This is a genomic window from Pseudoalteromonas sp. PAB 2.2 (genome assembly GCF_001938575.1).
GTDB lineage: Bacteria > Pseudomonadota > Gammaproteobacteria > Enterobacterales > Alteromonadaceae > Pseudoalteromonas > Pseudoalteromonas lipolytica.
The window spans coordinates 61632-80809 of record NZ_LYPI01000008.1 but is presented as its reverse complement, the minus strand read 5'-3'; the positions used below and the strand labels follow the sequence as shown (position 1 = coordinate 80809).

General features: G+C 40.6%; 19 protein-coding genes. 6 read left to right on the top strand and 13 right to left on the bottom strand.

Features of this window, described 5'->3' with window-relative positions; all coding sequences use genetic code 11:
* Positions 1 to 197 precede the first annotated feature (197 nt).
* The 5 genes from fabG to yceD all read right to left on the bottom strand — a co-directional run bounded on the left by fabG (position 198) and on the right by yceD (position 3699).
* The gene (gene fabG / locus BWD47_RS04435) at positions 198 to 944 is read right to left on the bottom strand and encodes a 3-oxoacyl-ACP reductase FabG (protein WP_036967976.1); all 747 of its coding nucleotides are present in this window, start codon (positions 942 to 944) and stop codon (positions 198 to 200) included.
* Between the two features lie 11 nt (positions 945 to 955).
* Positions 956 to 1882: an ACP S-malonyltransferase gene (fabD, locus tag BWD47_RS04430; protein WP_036967973.1), complete on the bottom strand. Its 927-nt coding sequence runs from the start codon at positions 1880 to 1882 to the stop codon at positions 956 to 958.
* Between the two features lie 71 nt (positions 1883 to 1953).
* Positions 1954 to 2982, bottom strand: a complete 1029-nt coding sequence (gene plsX, locus BWD47_RS04425) for a phosphate acyltransferase PlsX (RefSeq protein ID WP_036967971.1) — start codon at positions 2980 to 2982, stop codon at positions 1954 to 1956.
* A gap of 11 nt (positions 2983 to 2993) precedes the next feature.
* On the bottom strand, positions 2994 to 3164 hold the full coding sequence (gene rpmF, locus BWD47_RS04420) for a 50S ribosomal protein L32 (protein ID WP_036967969.1): 171 nt from the start codon (positions 3162 to 3164) through the stop codon (positions 2994 to 2996).
* Positions 3165 to 3174: 10 nt separating this feature from the next.
* Positions 3175 to 3699, bottom strand: a complete 525-nt coding sequence (gene yceD, locus BWD47_RS04415) for a 23S rRNA accumulation protein YceD (protein ID WP_036967966.1) — start codon at positions 3697 to 3699, stop codon at positions 3175 to 3177.
* 141 nt (positions 3700 to 3840) lie between these two features.
* On the opposite strand from yceD, the gene BWD47_RS04410 reads away from it, so the two are divergent.
* On the top strand, positions 3841 to 4449 hold the full coding sequence (locus tag BWD47_RS04410) for a nucleoside triphosphate pyrophosphatase (protein ID WP_075593498.1): 609 nt from the start codon (positions 3841 to 3843) through the stop codon (positions 4447 to 4449).
* On the opposite strand, the gene BWD47_RS04405 is transcribed toward BWD47_RS04410, so the two are convergent.
* On the bottom strand, positions 4385 to 5077 hold the full coding sequence (locus tag BWD47_RS04405; protein WP_075593497.1) for an HAD family hydrolase: 693 nt from the start codon (positions 5075 to 5077) through the stop codon (positions 4385 to 4387). The genes BWD47_RS04410 and BWD47_RS04405 overlap by 65 nt on opposite strands.
* The gene (gene rluC, locus BWD47_RS04400) at positions 5064 to 6032 is read right to left on the bottom strand and encodes a 23S rRNA pseudouridine(955/2504/2580) synthase RluC (protein ID WP_075593496.1); all 969 of its coding nucleotides are present in this window, start codon (positions 6030 to 6032) and stop codon (positions 5064 to 5066) included. Before rluC ends, BWD47_RS04405 begins: the two co-directional genes overlap by 14 nt.
* Before the next feature lie 622 nt (positions 6033 to 6654).
* On the opposite strand from rluC, the gene rne reads away from it, so the two are divergent.
* Positions 6655 to 9888 (top strand): ribonuclease E, encoded by a 3234-nt coding sequence (gene rne / locus BWD47_RS04395; protein WP_075593495.1) that lies wholly within the window; start codon positions 6655 to 6657, stop codon positions 9886 to 9888.
* Between the two features lie 67 nt (positions 9889 to 9955).
* On the opposite strand, the gene BWD47_RS04390 is transcribed toward rne, so the two are convergent.
* The 6 genes from BWD47_RS04390 to yejK all read right to left on the bottom strand — a co-directional run bounded on the left by BWD47_RS04390 (position 9956) and on the right by yejK (position 15022).
* On the bottom strand, positions 9956 to 10822 hold the full coding sequence (locus BWD47_RS04390; protein ID WP_075593494.1) for a PhzF family phenazine biosynthesis protein: 867 nt from the start codon (positions 10820 to 10822) through the stop codon (positions 9956 to 9958).
* Positions 10823 to 11093: 271 nt separating this feature from the next.
* Positions 11094 to 11513, bottom strand: a complete 420-nt coding sequence (locus BWD47_RS04385) for a hypothetical protein (protein WP_036967950.1) — start codon at positions 11511 to 11513, stop codon at positions 11094 to 11096.
* 980 nt (positions 11514 to 12493) lie between these two features.
* Positions 12494 to 12766, bottom strand: coding sequence for a hypothetical protein (locus tag BWD47_RS04370; RefSeq protein WP_141687230.1), 273 nt, complete (start codon positions 12764 to 12766; stop codon positions 12494 to 12496).
* Positions 12767 to 12790: 24 nt separating this feature from the next.
* On the bottom strand, positions 12791 to 13156 hold the full coding sequence (locus BWD47_RS04365) for a cupin domain-containing protein (protein WP_074989399.1): 366 nt from the start codon (positions 13154 to 13156) through the stop codon (positions 12791 to 12793).
* A gap of 173 nt (positions 13157 to 13329) precedes the next feature.
* The gene (locus BWD47_RS04360; protein ID WP_075593492.1) at positions 13330 to 13815 is read right to left on the bottom strand and encodes a DinB family protein; all 486 of its coding nucleotides are present in this window, start codon (positions 13813 to 13815) and stop codon (positions 13330 to 13332) included.
* A gap of 190 nt (positions 13816 to 14005) precedes the next feature.
* Positions 14006 to 15022, bottom strand: coding sequence for a nucleoid-associated protein YejK (gene yejK / locus BWD47_RS04355; RefSeq protein WP_075593491.1), 1017 nt, complete (start codon positions 15020 to 15022; stop codon positions 14006 to 14008).
* A gap of 63 nt (positions 15023 to 15085) precedes the next feature.
* On the opposite strand from yejK, the gene BWD47_RS04350 reads away from it, so the two are divergent.
* From BWD47_RS04350 to aceK, 4 genes are all read left to right on the top strand, one after another.
* Positions 15086 to 15298 (top strand): DUF1414 domain-containing protein, encoded by a 213-nt coding sequence (locus tag BWD47_RS04350; protein WP_036967930.1) that lies wholly within the window; start codon positions 15086 to 15088, stop codon positions 15296 to 15298.
* 5 nt (positions 15299 to 15303) lie between these two features.
* Positions 15304 to 16797, top strand: a complete 1494-nt coding sequence (locus BWD47_RS04345; RefSeq protein WP_065978494.1) for a DUF3413 domain-containing protein — start codon at positions 15304 to 15306, stop codon at positions 16795 to 16797.
* A 75-nt stretch (positions 16798 to 16872) separates the two neighbouring features.
* On the top strand, positions 16873 to 17346 hold the full coding sequence (locus tag BWD47_RS04340) for a DUF4124 domain-containing protein (protein ID WP_036967925.1): 474 nt from the start codon (positions 16873 to 16875) through the stop codon (positions 17344 to 17346).
* 100 nt (positions 17347 to 17446) lie between these two features.
* Entirely contained in the window at positions 17447 to 19171 is a 1725-nt protein-coding gene (gene aceK / locus BWD47_RS04335) for a bifunctional isocitrate dehydrogenase kinase/phosphatase (protein ID WP_036967922.1), read from the top strand.
* Positions 19172 to 19178: the final 7 nt, after the last annotated feature.

Genomic DNA, 19178 nt, shown 5'->3' with positions numbered 1-19178 from the left:
ATTGCGGCGTAGTTTACGCCGCATAATTCTGTGATTCAAGGATTTGCTGATAATTACTTATCTGGTCAAACCTCTTGATTGGTATTTGTTCATTTATCGCTTATTTTCATAGCGAATTCAAGTATGTTTAAAGCAAGATCACAAAAAATTCAACATTTTTCGATAATCTTTTGTTAGCACTTTGGTGCTAACATTCATTAAACCATGTACATCGCGCCATTTACGTGCAATGTTTCACCCGATACATACGCAGCTGCGTCAGATGCTAAATAACACACTGCGGCTGCAATTTCTTCAGGCTGACCTAAACGACCCGCTGGCACATTTGCAAGCGTGGCTGCTTTTTGCTCATCTGTCAGCTCATCAGTCATGTCTGTTTGGATAAATCCAGGCGCTACAACGTTAACCGTGATACCACGAGACGCCACTTCGCGTGCAAGTGATTTAGTAAAACCAATCACACCTGCTTTTGCTGCAGCATAGTTTGCTTGACCCGCATTACCCATCGTGCCTACAACTGAACCAATGTTGATGATACGGCCATTTTTCTTTTTCATCATAGGACGTAAAACAGCCTTAGATAAACGGAAAACAGAGCTTAAGTTGGTGTCAATAATGTCATCCCACTCGCCGTCTTTCATTCGCATAAGTAAATTATCGCGCGTAATACCCGCATTATTTACTAATACATCAATATCACCTAAATCAGCTTTGATCGCAGCAAGTGTTGCTTCAATCGACTCTGGATCAGTCACGTTTAACGCATAACCTTTACCATTATCGCCTAAGTACTCACTGATTTTTGCAGCACCTGATTCGCTTGTCGCTGTGCCCGCAACTTTTGCACCTTGTGCCACTAAGGTATTCGCAATCGCTTTACCTATACCGCGGCTAGCACCTGTGATAAGGACAACTTTGCCCTCAAGAGAAAATAAATTTGTCATTCTATTCCTACTTATTTCGCTTCATCAATCGTAGCTTGCGTGTTTACCGCTGCGCATACCATTGCTTTATCAATACGTTTAGCCAGACCCGTTAATACTTTGCCTGGGCCAAATTCATAGCTTTGTGTAATGCCTTGCGCTACAAGGGCCTGTACAGTTTCAGTCCAGCGTACTGGGCTGTATAGTTGACGTACTAGCGCATCTTTAATTGCTTCACTTGATTGCTCTGCTTTAACGTCAACATTATTAATTACATCACACTTAGGTGTATTAAATGTTAAAGCGGCTAAATCAGCGGCTAATTTTTCTGCCGCAGGTTTCATTAACTCACAGTGTGAAGGCACGCTTACAGCAAGCGGTAAGGCACGTTTTGCACCTGCTTCTTTACACGCTTCTGATGCGCGCTCTACCGCGGCCTTGTGGCCTGCAATAACAACTTGACCAGGTGAATTATAATTAACTGGTGAAACCACTTCGCCATTAGCCGATGCTTCACATGCGGCTTTAATTTCATCATCACCTAAACCGATAATAGCTGCCATAGAACCGGTACCCGCTGGTACTGCTTCTTGCATATATAAACCACGGTTTTCAACAAGCTTGACGGCTTCGCTTAAACTAACAACGCCTGCACAAACAAGCGCTGAATACTCGCCTAAACTGTGGCCAGCCATAACAACGTCTGCATCAGGGTTTGCTGCTAACCATTGGCGGTAAATTGCCACACTGGCAGTTAACAAGGCCGGTTGTGTACGATGGGTTTGATTTAATTCTTCTTCTGGACCATTAAGTACAAGTGCAGCTAGATCATAGCCAAGCGCGTCTGATGCTTCTGCAAATGTTGCTTTAACAATATCAGAATCGGCTAAAAGTTCAGATACCATGCCCACAGTTTGTGAGCCTTGACCTGGAAATACGAGTGCAATTTTATGTGCCATACTTTGCTCTTATCATTAAACAAAAAAATAATTCTTTTGTAGGCAGCATAACAAGTTTTTTAAATGCTGCACTACTTTATTGTTGGATGTGTTTGCTCAAAAATCGCAGCGATTTTTTCAGGGAGTTGGCGTTCGACTTCCCGCACGGCTTCATCTATAGCAGCATGGAACGCCTTTGCAGAGGCATTACCATGGCTTTTAACAACAATACCGCGCAATCCTACCAGACTTGCGCCATTATACTGGTCGGGGTTCACCCGCTTGTAGAGCTTTTTTATCACTGGACGCAATAAAAACGCCAAACATTTGTATAAAAAATGTTTGTGTAAGGCTTTCGTTAATTTATGCATGATAAGTTTGGCAATCCCTTCACAGGTTTTTAATGCCACATTACCTACGAATCCTTCGCACACAATCACATCGGCTTTACCACTGAAAATATCGCTACCTTCACTGTAACCTGTATAGTTGAGATATTTACATTGCTGCATTAGTTGTGCAGCTTGCTTTATTCCCTCATGCCCTTTGATGTCTTCAGAGCCAATATTTAATAAACTAACGCGAGGATTATCACAGCCAAGCGCTTGTCCTGCGACCACAGAGCCCATAATGCCAAACTGATAAAGTGTTTGCGCATCGCAATGCACATTGGCCCCTAAATCTAATAGATAAACGGGATCTTTTCGCTCAGTAGGGACGGCTGAAATAAGGGCTGGTCGTTTTACACCCGGTAGCATCTTTAATACATAATGCGCCATAAAAAATAACGCGCCAGTATTACCCGAGCTTACACAGGCTTGCGCTTCACCCGATTTAACTAAATCAAGGGCAACTCGCATTGAGGAATCTTTTTTTGAACGAACAGCTGAAGCGGGTTCACACGCATTAGTAACAACTTCACTACAATGACGAATGATTAATCGCGGATGAGAAAGCGAATCAAGTGCTTCAAGTTCTTTAAGAATAACTTGCTGATTACCACATAAGATCAGTCTTAAGTTGGTATTAGCATTTACCGCTCTTACGGCGGCGGGGATAGATGAACGGGGGCCGTAATCGCCCCCCATCATATCTAACGCTATGGTTAGATTGGTCAGCATATAGCAATCTCTTAGTTAGAAATTACTTTAACGCCTTTATAGTAACCGTCAGCAGTTACGTGGTGACGACGGTGAGTCTCACCAGAAACTTGGTCTACAGTTAAAGTTGGACCACTGATCGCATCGTGTGAACGGCGCATGCCGCGTCTTGCACGAGACTTTTTGCTTTTTTGTACAGCCATTAGTCTTCTCCTAAGAATCTTTCTTAAGTTGTTTCAAAATATCAAATGGATTTGGTTTGTCATCTTTTGCTGATAATTTACCAAAGCTTGTAGGCTCTGATGAATAACTGCACGAGGCTTCGTTGTGTGTAGGCACTATAGGAATTGCCAAAATCAGTTCGTCTTCGATTAACTCAAACACGTTGATTTCGCCATTTTCGTCCAGTTCTACTTCATCGTAACCTTCAGGAAGATGATCTGACTCTGCATCCAAACCGACTGGCGAATACACAAAGTCTTGATCCAAATCCAAGCCTAATTCACCATTGCAGCGTTGACAAGTTACGGTTACATGTACTGATAAATTACCACTTATCACTACTAAACCCTGGTCATCAATTTTGCAATGAATCTTTACCGCTATTTCACCTGCTTCTTCCTGCACAACTTGCTCTAAACGAGAAAGTTTTTCAAGCGGTACAATACCGTCATACGTTAAACGATGTTGTGCTGCTTTGCTGGGATGAAGAGTGATGGGAATTTTCACCTTTTGCATAGGGGCTGCATCATATAGATAGTTAGTTGGTTAGTCAAAGTAAAAAACCAATTTTAGTCGGTTTTTAACGATCTTCTGCTTTGTTTTCGGATTCATTGTGGCTTATCCTTGCCAAAAGACATTTTATACCCAGAATATTTTATGAAACCAACACTTATATTAGCGTCAAGCTCACCATTTAGACAGCAATTATTAACTAAATTAAATCTACCTTTTGAAAGTTTTTCACCTGATATCGATGAATCAGCGCTAGAAAATGAAACGCCCTCGCAACTTGTTAAGCGACTAAGTGAGCAAAAAGCGCGTGTCGCAGTTGAACATTTTACCAATGGCTTAGTGATAGGCTCTGATCAGGTGGCCGTTTTCAACAATAAAATACTAGGTAAACCACACAATAAAGAAAATGCCGTTGCGCAATTATCCGCATTTAGCGGCCATACTGTGAGATTCTTAACGGGTTTGAGTGTCTTCGATATAGAATCAAATAACGCAATCACGACGGTTGTGCCATTCGACGTGACTTTTAGAACACTAACACTTGAGCAAATTTGCGCATATTGCGATGCTGAGCAACCTTACAATTGTGCTGGCAGCTTTAAAAGTGAAGGGTTAGGTATTTGCTTATTTGACAAGCTCAGTGGCGATGACCCAAATACACTTATTGGCCTGCCACTGATCACATTAACTAAAGTGCTGGCTGAGTTTGGTGTTGATGTACTGACTCTTCAGCATGAGATGTCAACACGCTAAGTAACTGACAATACGAATCAACGACAGTAATCGGCGCATGTTGTTGCAACTGCGCCTTGCTGTGGGCACCAAAGCTCACACCAATACAGGCAATACCAGCGGCATTCGCCATCGCCATATCCAATTGGCTATCGCCAATCATCACGGCATCACTTTTCGCTATACCCTGCTCACGCAAAATTTGCTTAAGCATATCAGGGGATGGCTTTGACATAGCATCATCTGAGCATTTTACGTTCATAAAATACTTACCGAGGCCCGACTCATTAAGTAATCTATCAATACCTTCACGTCCTTTACCTGTAGCCACAGCGAGTTGCATGCCAGCCTCGCTTAGCTGCTTCAGCACAGTTTCTACATCTGCGAATAGAGGTGTAGGTGTGACATCTAATTCACGATATTGTGCTTTATAACCTGCAACAAGTTCATCGTTTAAATGCAAATGGGCAGGAAAAAGTACTTCAGTGGCCTTAGTTAGCGACAAACCTATCACATCTTTCGCTTGTTGCTCTGTTGGAACTGGAATACCTAAATCTCGCGCAGTATTTCGCAGGCAGGTCACAATTTTTGGCACAGAATCCATGACTGTGCCGTCCCAATCAAAAATAGCGAGTTTAAACCTGTTCATTATCAGCACGTAACTTTTTAATACAATTACTTAAAGCTTTATCTAACGGCGCTTCAACATGCATCGTTGTTTCGTTTTTAGGGTGGATAAAGCGTAAATCATGCGCATGTAAAAACAACCGATTTAACCCCGTTAACTTATTAACGTATTGATCAAATTCAGTCACACCATATTTATCATCACACGCAATTGGGTGACCTTTGCATTGCGTATGAACACGGATTTGGTGAGTACGCCCAGTCACCGGCGACGCTTGTACCAGTGAACACTCTGCATAACGCTCTAGAACACGGAAACGTGTGTGCGACGGTTTACCTTCGGTATTGTCTACACGCACCACGCGCTCACCAGACTTTAAAGTATTTTTACGTAAGCCTTCAGTGACGTTTTTAGTTTTCGCATCCCATTGCCCATCAACCAGTGCCCAATAATTTTTTTCCATGGTTTTTTCACGCAACTGCTGATGCAAGTGTGTAAGCACAGAACGGCGCTTTGAAATAAGTAAACAGCCTGAAGTATCACGGTCAAGACGGTGAACCAGTTCAAGGCTGCGCTCTTCTGGGCGAAGTACTCGCAGTGCCTCGATTAAGCCATAACTTAAACCACTGCCGCCATGCACCGCCATTCCTGACGGCTTATTAATCACCATCAAGTATTTATCTTCAAATAAAATGGCCTCTTCAAGCTGTTTAACCTTATCTAGCTTTTTCGGCACAAATTCATCTTTTTCGGCCACTTTTATGGGCGGAATACGAATAACATCATCAAGTTGTAATTTATAAACGGGTTTAATGCGCTTTTTATTTACTCGCACTTCACCTTTACGAAGAATTTTATAAACTGCACTTTTAGGCACACCCTTCAGGTGAGTAATAAGAAAGTTATCAATGCGTTGACCTAAGTGGTCTTCACCTATGGTAACAAATGATACTTGTAAGCCGGTTTTTTCTGACATTGCCTAATCACTGATTTAAGTAAATAATTTAGTTGCTAACGCGGTTGTAATAGTGGGATAATCACCGCTGCGAACATAAAGTTTGCAAGTAACAACGGTGCTTTTTACCACATTAAAACATTCGTGATGCATATTCTGGGTTGCCGATCATACAGATCCGCGCTAAGTTTTCCAAAGCTTTTATAATTACCCAGCCAACACGAGCGTTCAATTATCGGCGATGCGCGTAATATATTGCCTGCATAATTTGAGCACGAATGCTGATTAATGAATAGAAAAAGCAATTGAACAAGATAAATTGTCTGATAGTGACGACGTAACAACGTCATTCAGAGTAAGCTGTTGTAGCAAGACATTGAATTAAAATTTGAACATGGTCGACTTCGGAACAGAACTCGTAAATTAAAACCGTGAAAGACGCGGCAGTTTTGGCACCAAAAAGAATTTAATAACGTGACAACATGTTATTGTCAGCCACACCATAGACACGCTCAATGTAAGCGAACAACGTCGGTTTTTGATTTTAACCAGTCGTGAGATTGCACAAGAATAACCGTCAAAAACCACTGAACAGACGAAATGATATCGTCATGTCAGCGACAGAAATTAGTAGAGTAACAATATGAAACGTATGCTAATCAATGCGACGCAGCAAGAAGAAATGCGCGTTGCACTGGTTGATGGCCAGCGCCTGTATGATTTAGACATAGAGAGCCCAGGTCACGAACAAAAAAAAGCCAATATTTACAAGGGTAAAATTACCCGTATCGAACCATCACTAGAAGCAGCCTTTGTTGATTATGGCGCGGAGAGACATGGTTTCCTTCCACTGAAAGAAATTGCACGCACATACTTTCCACAAGGCTATACATTCCAAGGTCGTCCGAATATTCGTGACGTAATCAAAGAAGGCCAAGAAGTAATTGTTCAGGTTGATAAAGAAGAACGTGGCCAAAAAGGCGCGGCACTAACAACCTTTATAAGCGTAGCAGGCAGCTATTTAGTACTTATGCCAAATAACCCTCGTGCCGGCGGTATTTCACGTCGTATTGAAGGTGATGAGCGTACTGAACTAAAAGAAGCGCTAAGCCGTTTAGAACTTCCTAAAGGTATGGGGCTCATTGTCCGTACTGCGGGTGTTGGCAAATCATTCGAGGAACTAGACTACGACTTAAAAGCGCTTTTAGTTCACTGGGATGCCATTCAACAAGCTGCAGATAGCGGCCCTGCTCCATTCTTAATTCACCAAGAAAGTAACGTTATTTTCCGTGCTATCCGTGACTATCTACGTCGTGATATTGGTGAAATTTTAATTGATAAAGCCCGTGTTTTTGAAGAAGCTAAAGCGCATATTGAACGCTTCCGCCCTGATTTCATGAGCCGTGTTAAGCTTTATCAAGGCGATGTGCCATTATTCACACATTACCAAATCGAAAGCCAAATTGAGTCAGCGTTCCAACGAGAAGTTCGCTTACCTTCTGGTGGTTCAATCGTTATTGATCCAACAGAAGCGCTTACCTCTATCGATATTAACTCGTCAAAAGCAACCAAAGGCGGTGATATCGAAGAGACCGCGCTTAATACGAACCTAGAAGCCGCTGATGAAATTGCACGTCAATTACGTCTACGTGACTTAGGTGGTCTTATTGTTATCGATTTTATCGATATGACACCACCTCGCCACCAACGTGAAGTTGAAAATCGCCTAAAAGATGCTGCACGTCCAGACCGTGCTCGCGTACAAATAGGCAAAATTTCACGCTTCGGCCTTCTTGAAATGTCGCGTCAACGCCTGCGTCCATCTCTAGGTGAAGCAAGCCAAGGTCCGTGTCCGCGTTGTAATGGTCAAGGCACTATTCGTTCAAACGAATCAATTGCATTGTCTATCCTTCGTTTAATCGAAGAAGAAGCAATCAAAGACAATACATCGCAAGTAAACGCACAAGTACCTGTTGCGGTAGCTGCTTACTTATTAAATGAAAAACGCCGTAGTGTGCACCGTATTGAAAAACGCCATAGTGTTGATGTGGTCATTATTCCAAATCAACACATGGAAACACCGCACTATGAAGTAGTTCGTTTACGCAAAGATGAAACGATTGAAACTGTTAGCTATGAGCAAGTCGTTGCACCAGAGCCAGAAGCATTTGAAATGGCTAAAGCACCCACAGCACCGGTTCGTGAAGAGCCTGTGTTAAAGGGTGTTGTTATGCCAACAAACCCAGCGCCACAAGCTGCTCCAAAAGCTGAACAACCAGCTCAAGACGTTAAGAAAAGTGACGGTGGTTTATTTGCAGCCATTGGTAAATGGTTTAAATCACTCTTCAGCAACTCTGAAGAAGAGACTGAAAAAGAGCAAGAAGAGAAAAAAGCGGCACAACAGCGCAGCAACAACCGTCGCAATAACGACAACCGTCGCAGAAGCAATAACCAACGTCGTCGTAACAACTCTCGTAATAAGCGTCCTTCAGACGTTGAAGCTAAAGAAGAGAAACCGGCCACTACTTCAGCTCCTGAGCAAAAAGAAAGTAACGAAAACCGTAATAAGCGCCGTCGCAATTCGACTAACCGAAAGCGAAATGAAAAGCGTACTGATGACGTAGAAACAACGTCAACAGAGGCAGTTCAAGAAACGCAAACGGAGCAACCGAAAGAGACTAAACCTAAGGTTCGCCGTCAACGTCGTAATATTCGTAAGAAAGTGCGTTTACAAGACGAAAATGCCGAGGAAGTAAAATCAACTCAGAGCAGTGATACTGTTCAGGCTGAGAAAACAGACAAAGCAGCAAAACCTGCCAAGCAGGCGAAAGAAGCGAAAGACGATGTAGTACCAGAGGTTAAATCTGAAACGCCTGCACAGACTGAGGTTAAAGCAGAAAAACCTGCAAAAGCTGACGTTAAATCGGTTAAAACAGAAGAAACCAACACACCGGTTGAGGAGCAAAATGTAAACGCTGAGTCAGTTGCTGATGATGAACAAGCACAGCCGCGCACACGCTCACGTCGTTCACCTCGTCACCTTCGTGCAGCTGGACAACGCCGTCGTCGTCCTGAGCAAGATGAAAAGCAAAATGAAGATAAAGGTGACACACCTGCCTTTATTCCTGTTGCGGATCAAGCTGCTGCTGAATATGAAGCTGAATTAAAAGCTAAACAAGCGCAAACTGAGCAACCAGTTGAAGCGCCTGAATCAGCTAACACTGATGAGCCAGTTAAAGCTGAAGAGCCAGTACAAGCTGAAGAGCCAGTAAAAGCTGAAGAACCAGTAAAAACTGAAGAGCCAGTAAAAGCTGACGAACCAGTAAAAGCTGACGAACCAGTAAAAACTGACGAACCAGTTAAAGCTGAAGAGCCAGTTAAAGCTGAAGAGCCAGTTAAAGCTGAAGAGCCAGTAAAAGCTGACGAACCAGTGCAAGCTGACGAACCAGTGCAAGCTGACGAATCAGTACAAGCTGAAGAGCCAGTAAAAGCTGACGAACCAGTAAAAGCTGACGAACCAGTAAAAGCTGAAGAGCCTGTTAAAGCTGATGAACCAGTTAAAGCTGATGAACCAGTGCAAACTGATGAACCAGTGCAAGCTGATGAACCAGTGCAAGCTGAAGAGCCTGTTAAAGCTGACGAACCAGTGCACGCTAAACAAGCACCTAACAATGAAAGAACAGTGTTAGTTAAGGGTTCAGCAAGCGCTGCAATGGCAAAACCTGCACCAGTTGCAGACAGCGAGCCAGTACCAACACCAGGTGCTATGGCACACGATAAACGTGAAGCTATTCCAGACAGTGGTTTACGCGCAGGTTCAATTAAACCTGCCGGTAAAGCCCGTGCTGATATGGCTAAAACATTATCGGCTGACTAGTCTAGCTGTTATATGAAAAAAGCCGCGTTATGAAAATAACGCGGCTTTTTTGTTTTAGATATATACACTATATTTCGATTATTTGGGTTCCGAAGCCACTGGCGTATCCACCCACTAACACCTGACTCACACCTTGTTTGTCTGATCTAACGCATGCTGAGATATGTGAGGCACATCCCATAAGTCGTCCTTGTTCAAATTTGAAATGATTAATGTGTTCAGAATAAAGATGCCTAGTTAAGTAACAAGCAAGCGCACCACTCGCGCTCCCTGTTGCTGATTCTTCTGGAATACCCACTAAAGGTGCAAAGTTTCGACAACTTGCAGTCAGCTTTTCATGCGCATCGTAAAGCTCAAATGCATGCACACCAATCACTTCATGTTGTTTACAAAAATCACTGAGAGCAGCGTTATTAACTTCAATTTTATCGAGATAGCCCCGTGGTACAGGAACGATAATATCGGGTAAACCTGTTGTGATTAAGTCTATCGGTAAAGCCGTTGATGCTAAAACCGCTTCATCAACCCCCAATAATCCAGCGACCTCATGATACGCAAAGCTGCCGAGGTATTTAGGTAAGGTTTGCTCCATCGTAACTTGACCGTCATTGGCAATCGTTATTCCGAGTAGACCCGCTTTGGTTCTCTGCGTGTAATTACCCGCAGCTATCACACCTTGCTTGAATAGAGTCGAAAATACAGCAAGCGTAGCATGACCACAAAAATCGACCTCTTCTGTTGTGGTAAAAAATGACACCGAAAAATCGACCTCTTCATCGTCTGATACAAAGGCCGTTTCTGAAAAGCCCACGGCTTTCGCAATAGTCAGTTTTTCCGCATCAGAAAGTTTATCCGCATTGAATACAACACCGGCAGGGTTACCTCCGCTTCCATCTGCAGTAAACGAGTTAACTAAAAATGCTTCTACTTTCATTCACACAACTCTCTTTTTAGATTTAACGAATCAAAGCTACAGACAGTGTCAATATAAATAGTATTGTTATAGTCAGTACCAATATAGAGATTACCGATATAGAGAGTACTGATATAGACGTTGAATATCCGTAGTTTTAATTTATAGCTTTGCGCCTTATTCTCAAACAGCACTTTCAAATCTTGCGCAGTGCAACTTGTCTCACCTTATCTGTTGACGAGATGGCACTTTGGATATGTGCTGCAATCATAATGACTTTATTTAAATTTGCCTACAAACTAGCCCATTGTTGTTTCAGTCCTATTAGATGAACAACACCTAAAGATAAACAAATAATTGAACTCCAAATCCAAAACTCGGGAGTTCGACCTTGGGGTGACTTTACAAACAAAAAACCGACGATGCCCCGGGCAATATAAATGAACGTAATTAATATAAGCGCTAAACGCGTTAATGGGAGTTTGAAAATAATCCCAGCAGCAGAAAACGCATACATTGACCACATTGAGAGCACGAGTGTAATGCCACTGGTTATAAGGGTTGGTTTTATACTACCTTGCTCAGATAGTAGCGCCATTTGTTCCCCCGCACCAAAAAAGCGATACCACGGTGCGCCAAAATAAATACATCCAAGATGCAAAATTGCAACGATTCCACTTAATACACCTGCAATAATAAGAAATATATTCATGCTTTTAAAATCTCCTTGTAAACAACTCAATAGTCATAACAGAAAAACAATAGCATTAAAAAGCGAATAAAAATTTTAAATATTTTCGTGCTTATTTAACTTCTATTCGCCTAAATATTGCACAAGCCCTGTAAGTAAAAATGCCAACCACAGTAATGAGACTATTGCAGAAAATAACAAAGATGGTTTAACTGGCTTCCGTCTACATAAAGTCTTAATAGTGCTTAGAACACTTATAATGCCTATAAACGGAAAGCACAATACTGTTAGTACTACCCTCAAGCTTGGCTCTGCAAAAAATAAAAAGAAAAAACTAGAACCTTTATCTTCGAACTGTTCAAGTTTTAATGTTATATAGTAAATATAAATGGGCAAACTAAAAATAATAAATATTACAGCAAGAGAAAAATAAAGTTGATACATAGGCTAGACATCCTTTTCTAACTAAAACTAAATAATGGAATAATCAATTTGAGAAAAAACGGGGATAAAACCTTCTCGTATTACCCACGGAATACTTTTGAAATGGATTAATTTTTAACTTAATATCACCTTCATCGAATAATCCTGTAGAATTAGCGACATGATGGATTTGTTCCATAATATATTCTTCATGATGAGATTTCAGGATACTTTCAGAGCAGTCCATTATAAAGTGTGACATTAGTTCTCCTAACTAATATTTTCATTTTAACAACTTGCTAAAAATGGGTTAAAGGTGCTCAAAATAAAGAGCTGTATTAAAAGAAATTTACACCTCAAAACCTTTTCTTAGAATACGTCGTAATCATCTCAGTAGATTAGCGGTTATTTTGTCTCTGTTACAGATAAATATTAATAATTAGGCAATTATATTTTTCAGCATCAGAAAGCTTATCCGCATTTAATACAACGCCTGCAAGGTTCGCGACTGTGCCACCTGCAAATTTGCTACAAATGCAGTTACCATCATTACACGCTTCTTTTATATAAATTAAATACTAAGGCCATTGCACTTGCTCTATAACGTAACGATATGACGCTAATGCTTTATAAAACGATATTAATATTGGCTGTTTTTTATAAACTACGTGAAATATAAATACGGGTAATTGCCAAATAACAACTATGCTAATCTGTATCACTAAAGCGATAAACACAAACTCTGTATTACCTAAGAAAAACAACAGCAACAGACTGCTATTTAATAGCAAAAACACCCACACACTGCGCAGTGCTGCCTTTTTCAGGGTTTGTAATTGCTGCTGATTCAAATCTGACACCATCAGACTTGTTTGTTACACCCAAACATCATTCGCTGCGGTAAGTTCACCACCAGCTTCACCGGTATTTACCACGCCTTTCGGCTCAACAAGCATAATTTTACATTCAGTCTTCGCATGGGGTTTATGTTCTACCCCCTTAGGGATTACAAACATTTCACCCGACTCTAAATTTACAATGCCATCTCTAAATTCGATTTCTAGCTCGCCTTCAATAACAATAAACACTTCATCAGTATCAGGGTGATCGTGCCAAACAAATTCACCTTCAACTTTAGCGAGTTTAAATTGATAGTCGTTCATTTCTGCAATTACTCGCGGTGACCAATGTTCAGTAAATTTAGAAAACTTCTCTTTAAAATTAATTGCTTTGTAAGTCATAAAATCCCTATTTATAAATTTAATTTGAGGGTCGAATAAATCTAAAGACTCATCTCATTTATCTCTGTTATCTTCACTTTCAGTGACAATTAAACTCTGGATATACGCTTTATGTCGTCTTGAGGTTTTGCATATAACGCCCCATAAAGAAGAGGCTATACTATAACTCTTCTTTATGGCTCTAATTGATGCAGATAGCGAGTGAATGTATCCTTAGGTCTCTCTAAATTATTTGCCGCAAGTACCCTAGATGCCATACCTCTGTGATTACTGCCATGAGTTAACAAATGGATTAGAATCTCTGTCACTGACATCTGCCCTGTATCACCATCAACAAATTTAAATGAAACAACCCGCTCTAGTACTTCTTGCTGTACTGTTTTAGAATACTGAACTAACCATGAGTCATTTTCATTTACTCTCTCGCGCAACTCTAAAAATGTTTGTGTTTCAACGGTATTATCATCACTGTATTTTTCAGGTTCTCTCAAAATTCGGCTAATAAACAGGCTATCGACGACAGTTGTGTGATTTAAAATTCTGACGAAAAAGGTAGCATCACTTTCTGGAAGTCTTGAAAAATGCTGTTCTCCTAAATCAAGCAATTGAGTATTTGCCCACTTTTTGTAGTGAAACGCCTTAGAAAAGTCCCTATTCATCCTTACGTATACGCCAGATCTTTACCAATAATGACCGATAATACCCTAAACGATTAATACACAATGATAAACTGTCTTACTGCAAGCCTTAATTATTAAACAATAAAAAGCCCAGCAGTAACTGGGCCAAAAGTCTGTCAGTTTTGTCGAGGTTTACCCAACTGTCTAATGCCTTAACGCATGACTTTATTTAACCTTCTTCTTGCTCCATAAAGCGTTGCAGTTGGTCTTTTAGGTTAGGTGGAATACCTTTAATGACAAGTGTGTCTGTTGCTTCGTTGTATGTAACGCGCTCGCCTAGGTGTTTGCGCTCAAAGCTCACACTTACGCCACCACCCATACCAGAGAACTTAACCATGCTCGTTACCGTCTTTTTATCAACAGGGAACGAGTCTTCCAAATCATAGTTTTGTTCTTGGCAAAAGCTTTCAAATGGGCTGTCATCACTTTTAGATAATGTCGCCGATAATTCTTTAACGTTGGCATCTTCACCTGTGGTCACACAGTCATTACAGTAATCGAAAACTTGTTTACGAAGCTCATCTTTTTCTGATTTATCAAACTGTTGCTCTGATAAGTAGTCTTCAACGGCGTTAAGCATTACTTGGCTTTGTTGTTTAGGGTCAATACCCTCTTCACAACCTAAAAAGTCTAAAAAGAAATCCGCAACCTTACGACCCGCACGCCCTTTAATAAAAGAAATATAGCGATTATCTTCCGCTTGCGTGTCCCAGGCTGTCAAATCGACACGCGCAGCTAATTGCATGCGTGAGATATCTAAGTGACGCGATGACGCTAAATCAAGTTCCGAAGTAATTGAATAATGTTCTTTAATATTGATCAGCGCAATTAACACATAATCACTTGCAACATATTGATAATGGCAAAAAACTAAATAACCAGTTTCGTTAAACGCATACTTATTTAGCTCTTCTTTTAATACATTTGTGGCCTGCTCAGTCATATGCCAAAAGCCCAGCTCATTGTTTCGATAGCTCTGCATTGCAGAAGCTACAACACTGTTTTTCTCGCCACTGAATGCACAATACCCTTTACCCGGTTTACCATTGTAAGCATGGTGAAGCTGTTCTATGAATACAGCGACTTTGTCGTTAACAACCATTTCATCATTGCGTAAATGAATTTCAGTATCGTCGTCTTTTTTGTCTACATAATGAACGACTAATTTTTTAACATCTATTGTCATCTTTGTTTTTCACGCCTCTGGTGTTAAAATACGGGAATATAACTCTTTTTATCGAACCAACTGATGCCTATCATATCAAAATATTCTAATGAGCAAGTAGAACAAATCGTTGATCAGCTGATTGATGTACTTACAGAGCATAAAGCGCCTGTAGATTTAAGCCTTATGTGTTTAGGAAATTCTATCACGCATATTTTAAAAGAGCATGTACCTTCAGAGAAAAGACAAGCGGTTGCCGACAACTTTGCCAAAGCATTAGCGCAGTCGGTTAAATAAGATTTATGAATTTATCGCAACAAAGTCAATTTTCATCAAAAGTAAGTCAGCTTCTTAGTTGGGGCCATTGGTTCACCTTCGCAAATATAGGTTTACTGCTGTTTATCAGCTTAAGTTATTTATTTGCCGACAGTGCCCCCACTACTTTTGTGGGTTACCTGTACATGTTTGTAACTTGGTTAAGCCACACAAGCTTTATTACGTTTATTGCCTTTGTTCTGACGATATTTCCGCTGAGTTTGGTGTTTCCTTACCCTCGACATATTCGGGGGATGGCCGCTGTAATTGCGACCTTTGGTGCATCACTGCTGACACTTGATGCCTACGTTTATTTCAACCTAGGCTATCATTTGAATTCATCAGCTTTACCTGAGATTGTGTCGTTATTGTGGCATCGTCTTACAGACTCCCCTGCACTCACGACTATTTTTGCGGGCGGTATCGTACTACTCATTTTAGCTTTCCAGTTATTAGTCAGTAATTACACTTGGCATCATCTGGCACGCTTAAAACAGTATAAATTCGCACGTTATGCTACGAGCACAATCTTAGTGTGTTTTGCTCTTAGTCACAGTATTCATATTTGGGCCGATGCTAATTTAAAATTTGATATTACTAAGCAAGATAATGTACTGCCATTATCGTACCCAACAACTGCAAAAAGCCTGCTGGCTAAAAACGATTTACTTGACCTTGACAGCTATAAAGAAGCTCATGATGTTAGGCTAGATCCGCACAATATTGATTATTTAGCACCGACGCCTCCAGCACAATGTGTTGATGAAACTACAGCAAAAATCGATATTTTAGTATTTTCAAACAACGACGCCCTTGAAAGCTTTGTAAATACTCAACCAAATTTACGTAAAACTGATTTATTCTTACAACCTATTGAAGTTGAAGATACGTTATTTAGCCTTGTTTATGGCTTACCGGCTTTTTACAAATCACCTATATTTGAAAAACAGCAGTCGCCTGTTTGGTTAAGCGAATCTCGCTCATTACAGGTAGAGGGCTTCGAACAATTTGAATTTATCAATTCAACCAATGAAGACTCATCAATAAGACTTGTCAGCGCAGATGAAACAACCACAGTGCGTAATAATGCACACGCTGTTTTCGCATTTAGCCTTGCTCAGCATAGCAACGGCATTGTGACTACGTCTCGCCTGTACAGCTCAGATAAAAAAGTTGTGCAAACAGACGGGCTTATTCAACCAAGTGACATAATAGCCACCAGTGTTGGGCATTATTTAAATTGCCAAACGCTCGCGAAACAAAGCATGCTAGGCAGTAATTTATATAAACGCCATGATGATACCGGCGTAAACTACTCTCAAAATGTGTTTATTGCATTTAAGAAAGATAGAATTACTTTAATTGACTCGGATGGTAATTTTAAAAACATCTCTGCAGCTCAGGGCTTTGCAATAGAGCAGCGACTTGATGTACCCTTTTTAGTGCAAAGCATTAAAAAACTAAAACGCTATACACCTTAGCCCTTTTGATTATTTGCTATACGAGCTGGCTTTATTATATTTAATAACACGTATTAAAGTAAGGACACGGATGTCATGAAAGCCACAATCACCGCGTTATTTTCCTCTCTTTTCATTACCTTTTCTCCCGCACTTACAGCGGCGGAATACTATAAATGTGTAACTGACAAAGGCACCGTATTTAGCCAATTTCCTTGTGGGAATCGCGCAACTAAACACCGCATTACAGTAACTGATCCTGATATACAAGCACCTGATAATTATGTTAAACAACTTAATGAACTGGAAAGAGAACAAATAATAAAGCGATTAGAAGCCGAAATTCGTAGTCAAAAACATCGCTTAGACATTTTAAGTCGCGAACGTGATAGAGCGCAGTACCAACAAGAGCAACGGCTTAACCGCATTTTGTCTGATTCACAAAGCAAGCAAATCAGCAAAGACATACAAAAGCAGCTAAACAGTATCAATAAGCAATACCAACGAGACGTAAAAAAGGCTAATAAAAAGCTGGCTGACTTAGAAAAAAAATTAGCACGCTATAATTAATTAACTTTACTATTGGGTTTCACTAATAAATAACATATTCTTAACACGGATAGAGTTAATGCTCTAAACACGACATTTCAGCCGTTTCGAAGGAGTTTGTATGCAGCCACAACATATTGCGGAGTTAATTTTATCTGGCTTTCGTAATCACTATAAACTCTTCCAAGCAATAACAGCCAAAGCTCCTATCGCATTTGCCAACCGAGATTGGCAAAAAATTAATGAAATTAGTAAGCTCAGAATTAGCCATTATGATGATCGGGTTAACGAAACCATTACCAAGCTAAAATCGCTGAATGAACAACAAATTATTGAGCTCAATCAGACTTGCTGGCTCGAAACCAAACAAATATACCAACAATTTTTAAGCTTTCACCCACAAGCCGAGCTGGCTGAAACTTTCTATAACTCCGTTTTTTGTCGCTTATTTCACCGCCGCTATTTTAATAACGACTTTATATTTGTAAAAGCCACTCTCGCAGATGCTCCCGCCCTCCCAATGGAAGCTGAATATCGCAGTTATTTTCCTGTCGTAGATGGGCTAAGACCCACAATACGTAAAATTATTAATCAATTTGACTTTAAAGCCCCTTTTGTGGACCTTGAGCGTGATATTCGATTGTTGGTTAAGGCGTTTTATAAGCAAGCTCCCGATACACACCACCAAGCGTGGCACATGCGCTTTGATATCCTTCAAGCCCCTTTTTACCGAAATAAAGCCGCTTACATTGTTGGCCGAGTGGTGTCTGAAAGTGGCGTACAACCTTTTATCATTGCTGTTTTACACCATGAGGATAAAGGCTTATACCTTGATGCGTTGCTGACGAAATCATCGCAAATGCGGGTTATCTTTGGTTTTGCCCGCGCCTATTTTATGGTTGAAACGCATGCTCCTTCTGCATTAGTTCGTTTTTTAAATCAATTAATGCCCAACAAAACATTGGCAGAGCTTTACAATGCAATTGGCTTTCATAAGCAAGGTAAAACCGAGTTTTATCGTGAGTTCTTACAGCATTTAAATAACTCAAACGATCAATTAGTTATTGCCCCTGGCACACCGGGTATGGTGATGATGGTATTTACTCTGCCATCCTTTGGCTATGTGTTTAAAGTGATTAAAGACACCTTTGGCGAAAGCAAACCGTTTGGGCGCGATACCGTGCTTAAACGCTATCAATTAGTTAAAAGTCATGATCGTGTCGGACGCATGGCCGATACTATAGAGTATTCTAACGTCGTATTTCCTCTGAGTCGTTTTGATAGTAAATTGTTAGCAGAGCTGCATAAAACAATCGCCTCTTCAATGATTATTGAAGGTGACTGGCTGATCATAAAACACTTATATATTGAGCGGCGCATGACACCATTAAATATCTACCTTGAAAATGCCAGTGAACAACAAGCATTTGAAGCCATTGAAGAATATGGTCAAGCATTAAAAGAAATGATAGCCGTGAATATATTTCCAGGCGACATGCTATTGAAAAACTTTGGGGTAAGTAAGCATAACCGCGTTATTTTTTATGACTACGATGAAGTGCAATATTTAACTGATATGAACTTTCGTGCCTTACCAAAAGCCAAGTCATACGATGACTACTTAACGAATGAGCAAAGTTATTCAGTGGCACCGCAAGACGTATTTCCTGAGCAATTGTGCACCTTTGTTACGGCTAACCCTGTGTACAAACACTATTTATTAAGTACACACCCAGAGCTTGAAGACCCCGCTTATTGGCGACAAGCTCAATATAATATTAAGCAAGGCGTGGTAAGCCACATTTACCCTTACCCTGCTGCACAACGATTTATCCATTATTGGTAAACACCAA

Excerpts from the sequence above, each read along its gene's own strand:
- rluC (WP_075593496.1), bottom strand. The coding sequence starts at position 6,032 with ATGTCAGAAAAAACCGGCTTACAAGTATCATTTGTTACCATAGGTGAA.
- fabG (WP_036967976.1), bottom strand. The coding sequence starts at position 944 with ATGACAAATTTATTTTCTCTTGAGGGCAAAGTTGTCCTTATCACAGGT.
- fabD (WP_036967973.1), bottom strand. The coding sequence starts at position 1,882 with ATGGCACATAAAATTGCACTCGTATTTCCAGGTCAAGGCTCACAAACT.
- BWD47_RS04345 (WP_065978494.1), top strand. The coding sequence starts at position 15,304 with ATGAATTTATCGCAACAAAGTCAATTTTCATCAAAAGTAAGTCAGCTT.
- rne (WP_075593495.1), top strand. The coding sequence starts at position 6,655 with ATGAAACGTATGCTAATCAATGCGACGCAGCAAGAAGAAATGCGCGTT.
- BWD47_RS04390 (WP_075593494.1), bottom strand. The coding sequence starts at position 10,822 with ATGAAAGTAGAAGCATTTTTAGTTAACTCGTTTACTGCAGATGGAAGC.
- BWD47_RS04360 (WP_075593492.1), bottom strand. The coding sequence starts at position 13,815 with ATGAATAGGGACTTTTCTAAGGCGTTTCACTACAAAAAGTGGGCAAAT.
- BWD47_RS04365 (WP_074989399.1), bottom strand. The coding sequence starts at position 13,156 with ATGACTTACAAAGCAATTAATTTTAAAGAGAAGTTTTCTAAATTTACT.
- BWD47_RS04405 (WP_075593497.1), bottom strand. The coding sequence starts at position 5,077 with ATGAACAGGTTTAAACTCGCTATTTTTGATTGGGACGGCACAGTCATG.
- yceD (WP_036967966.1), bottom strand. The coding sequence starts at position 3,699 with ATGCAAAAGGTGAAAATTCCCATCACTCTTCATCCCAGCAAAGCAGCA.
- BWD47_RS04350 (WP_036967930.1), top strand. The coding sequence starts at position 15,086 with ATGCCTATCATATCAAAATATTCTAATGAGCAAGTAGAACAAATCGTT.
- yejK (WP_075593491.1), bottom strand. The coding sequence starts at position 15,022 with ATGACAATAGATGTTAAAAAATTAGTCGTTCATTATGTAGACAAAAAA.
- rpmF (WP_036967969.1), bottom strand. The coding sequence starts at position 3,164 with ATGGCTGTACAAAAAAGCAAAAAGTCTCGTGCAAGACGCGGCATGCGC.
- aceK (WP_036967922.1), top strand. The coding sequence starts at position 17,447 with ATGCAGCCACAACATATTGCGGAGTTAATTTTATCTGGCTTTCGTAAT.
- BWD47_RS04340 (WP_036967925.1), top strand. The coding sequence starts at position 16,873 with ATGAAAGCCACAATCACCGCGTTATTTTCCTCTCTTTTCATTACCTTT.
- BWD47_RS04410 (WP_075593498.1), top strand. The coding sequence starts at position 3,841 with ATGAAACCAACACTTATATTAGCGTCAAGCTCACCATTTAGACAGCAA.
- plsX (WP_036967971.1), bottom strand. The coding sequence starts at position 2,982 with ATGCTGACCAATCTAACCATAGCGTTAGATATGATGGGGGGCGATTAC.
- BWD47_RS04385 (WP_036967950.1), bottom strand. The coding sequence starts at position 11,513 with ATGAATATATTTCTTATTATTGCAGGTGTATTAAGTGGAATCGTTGCA.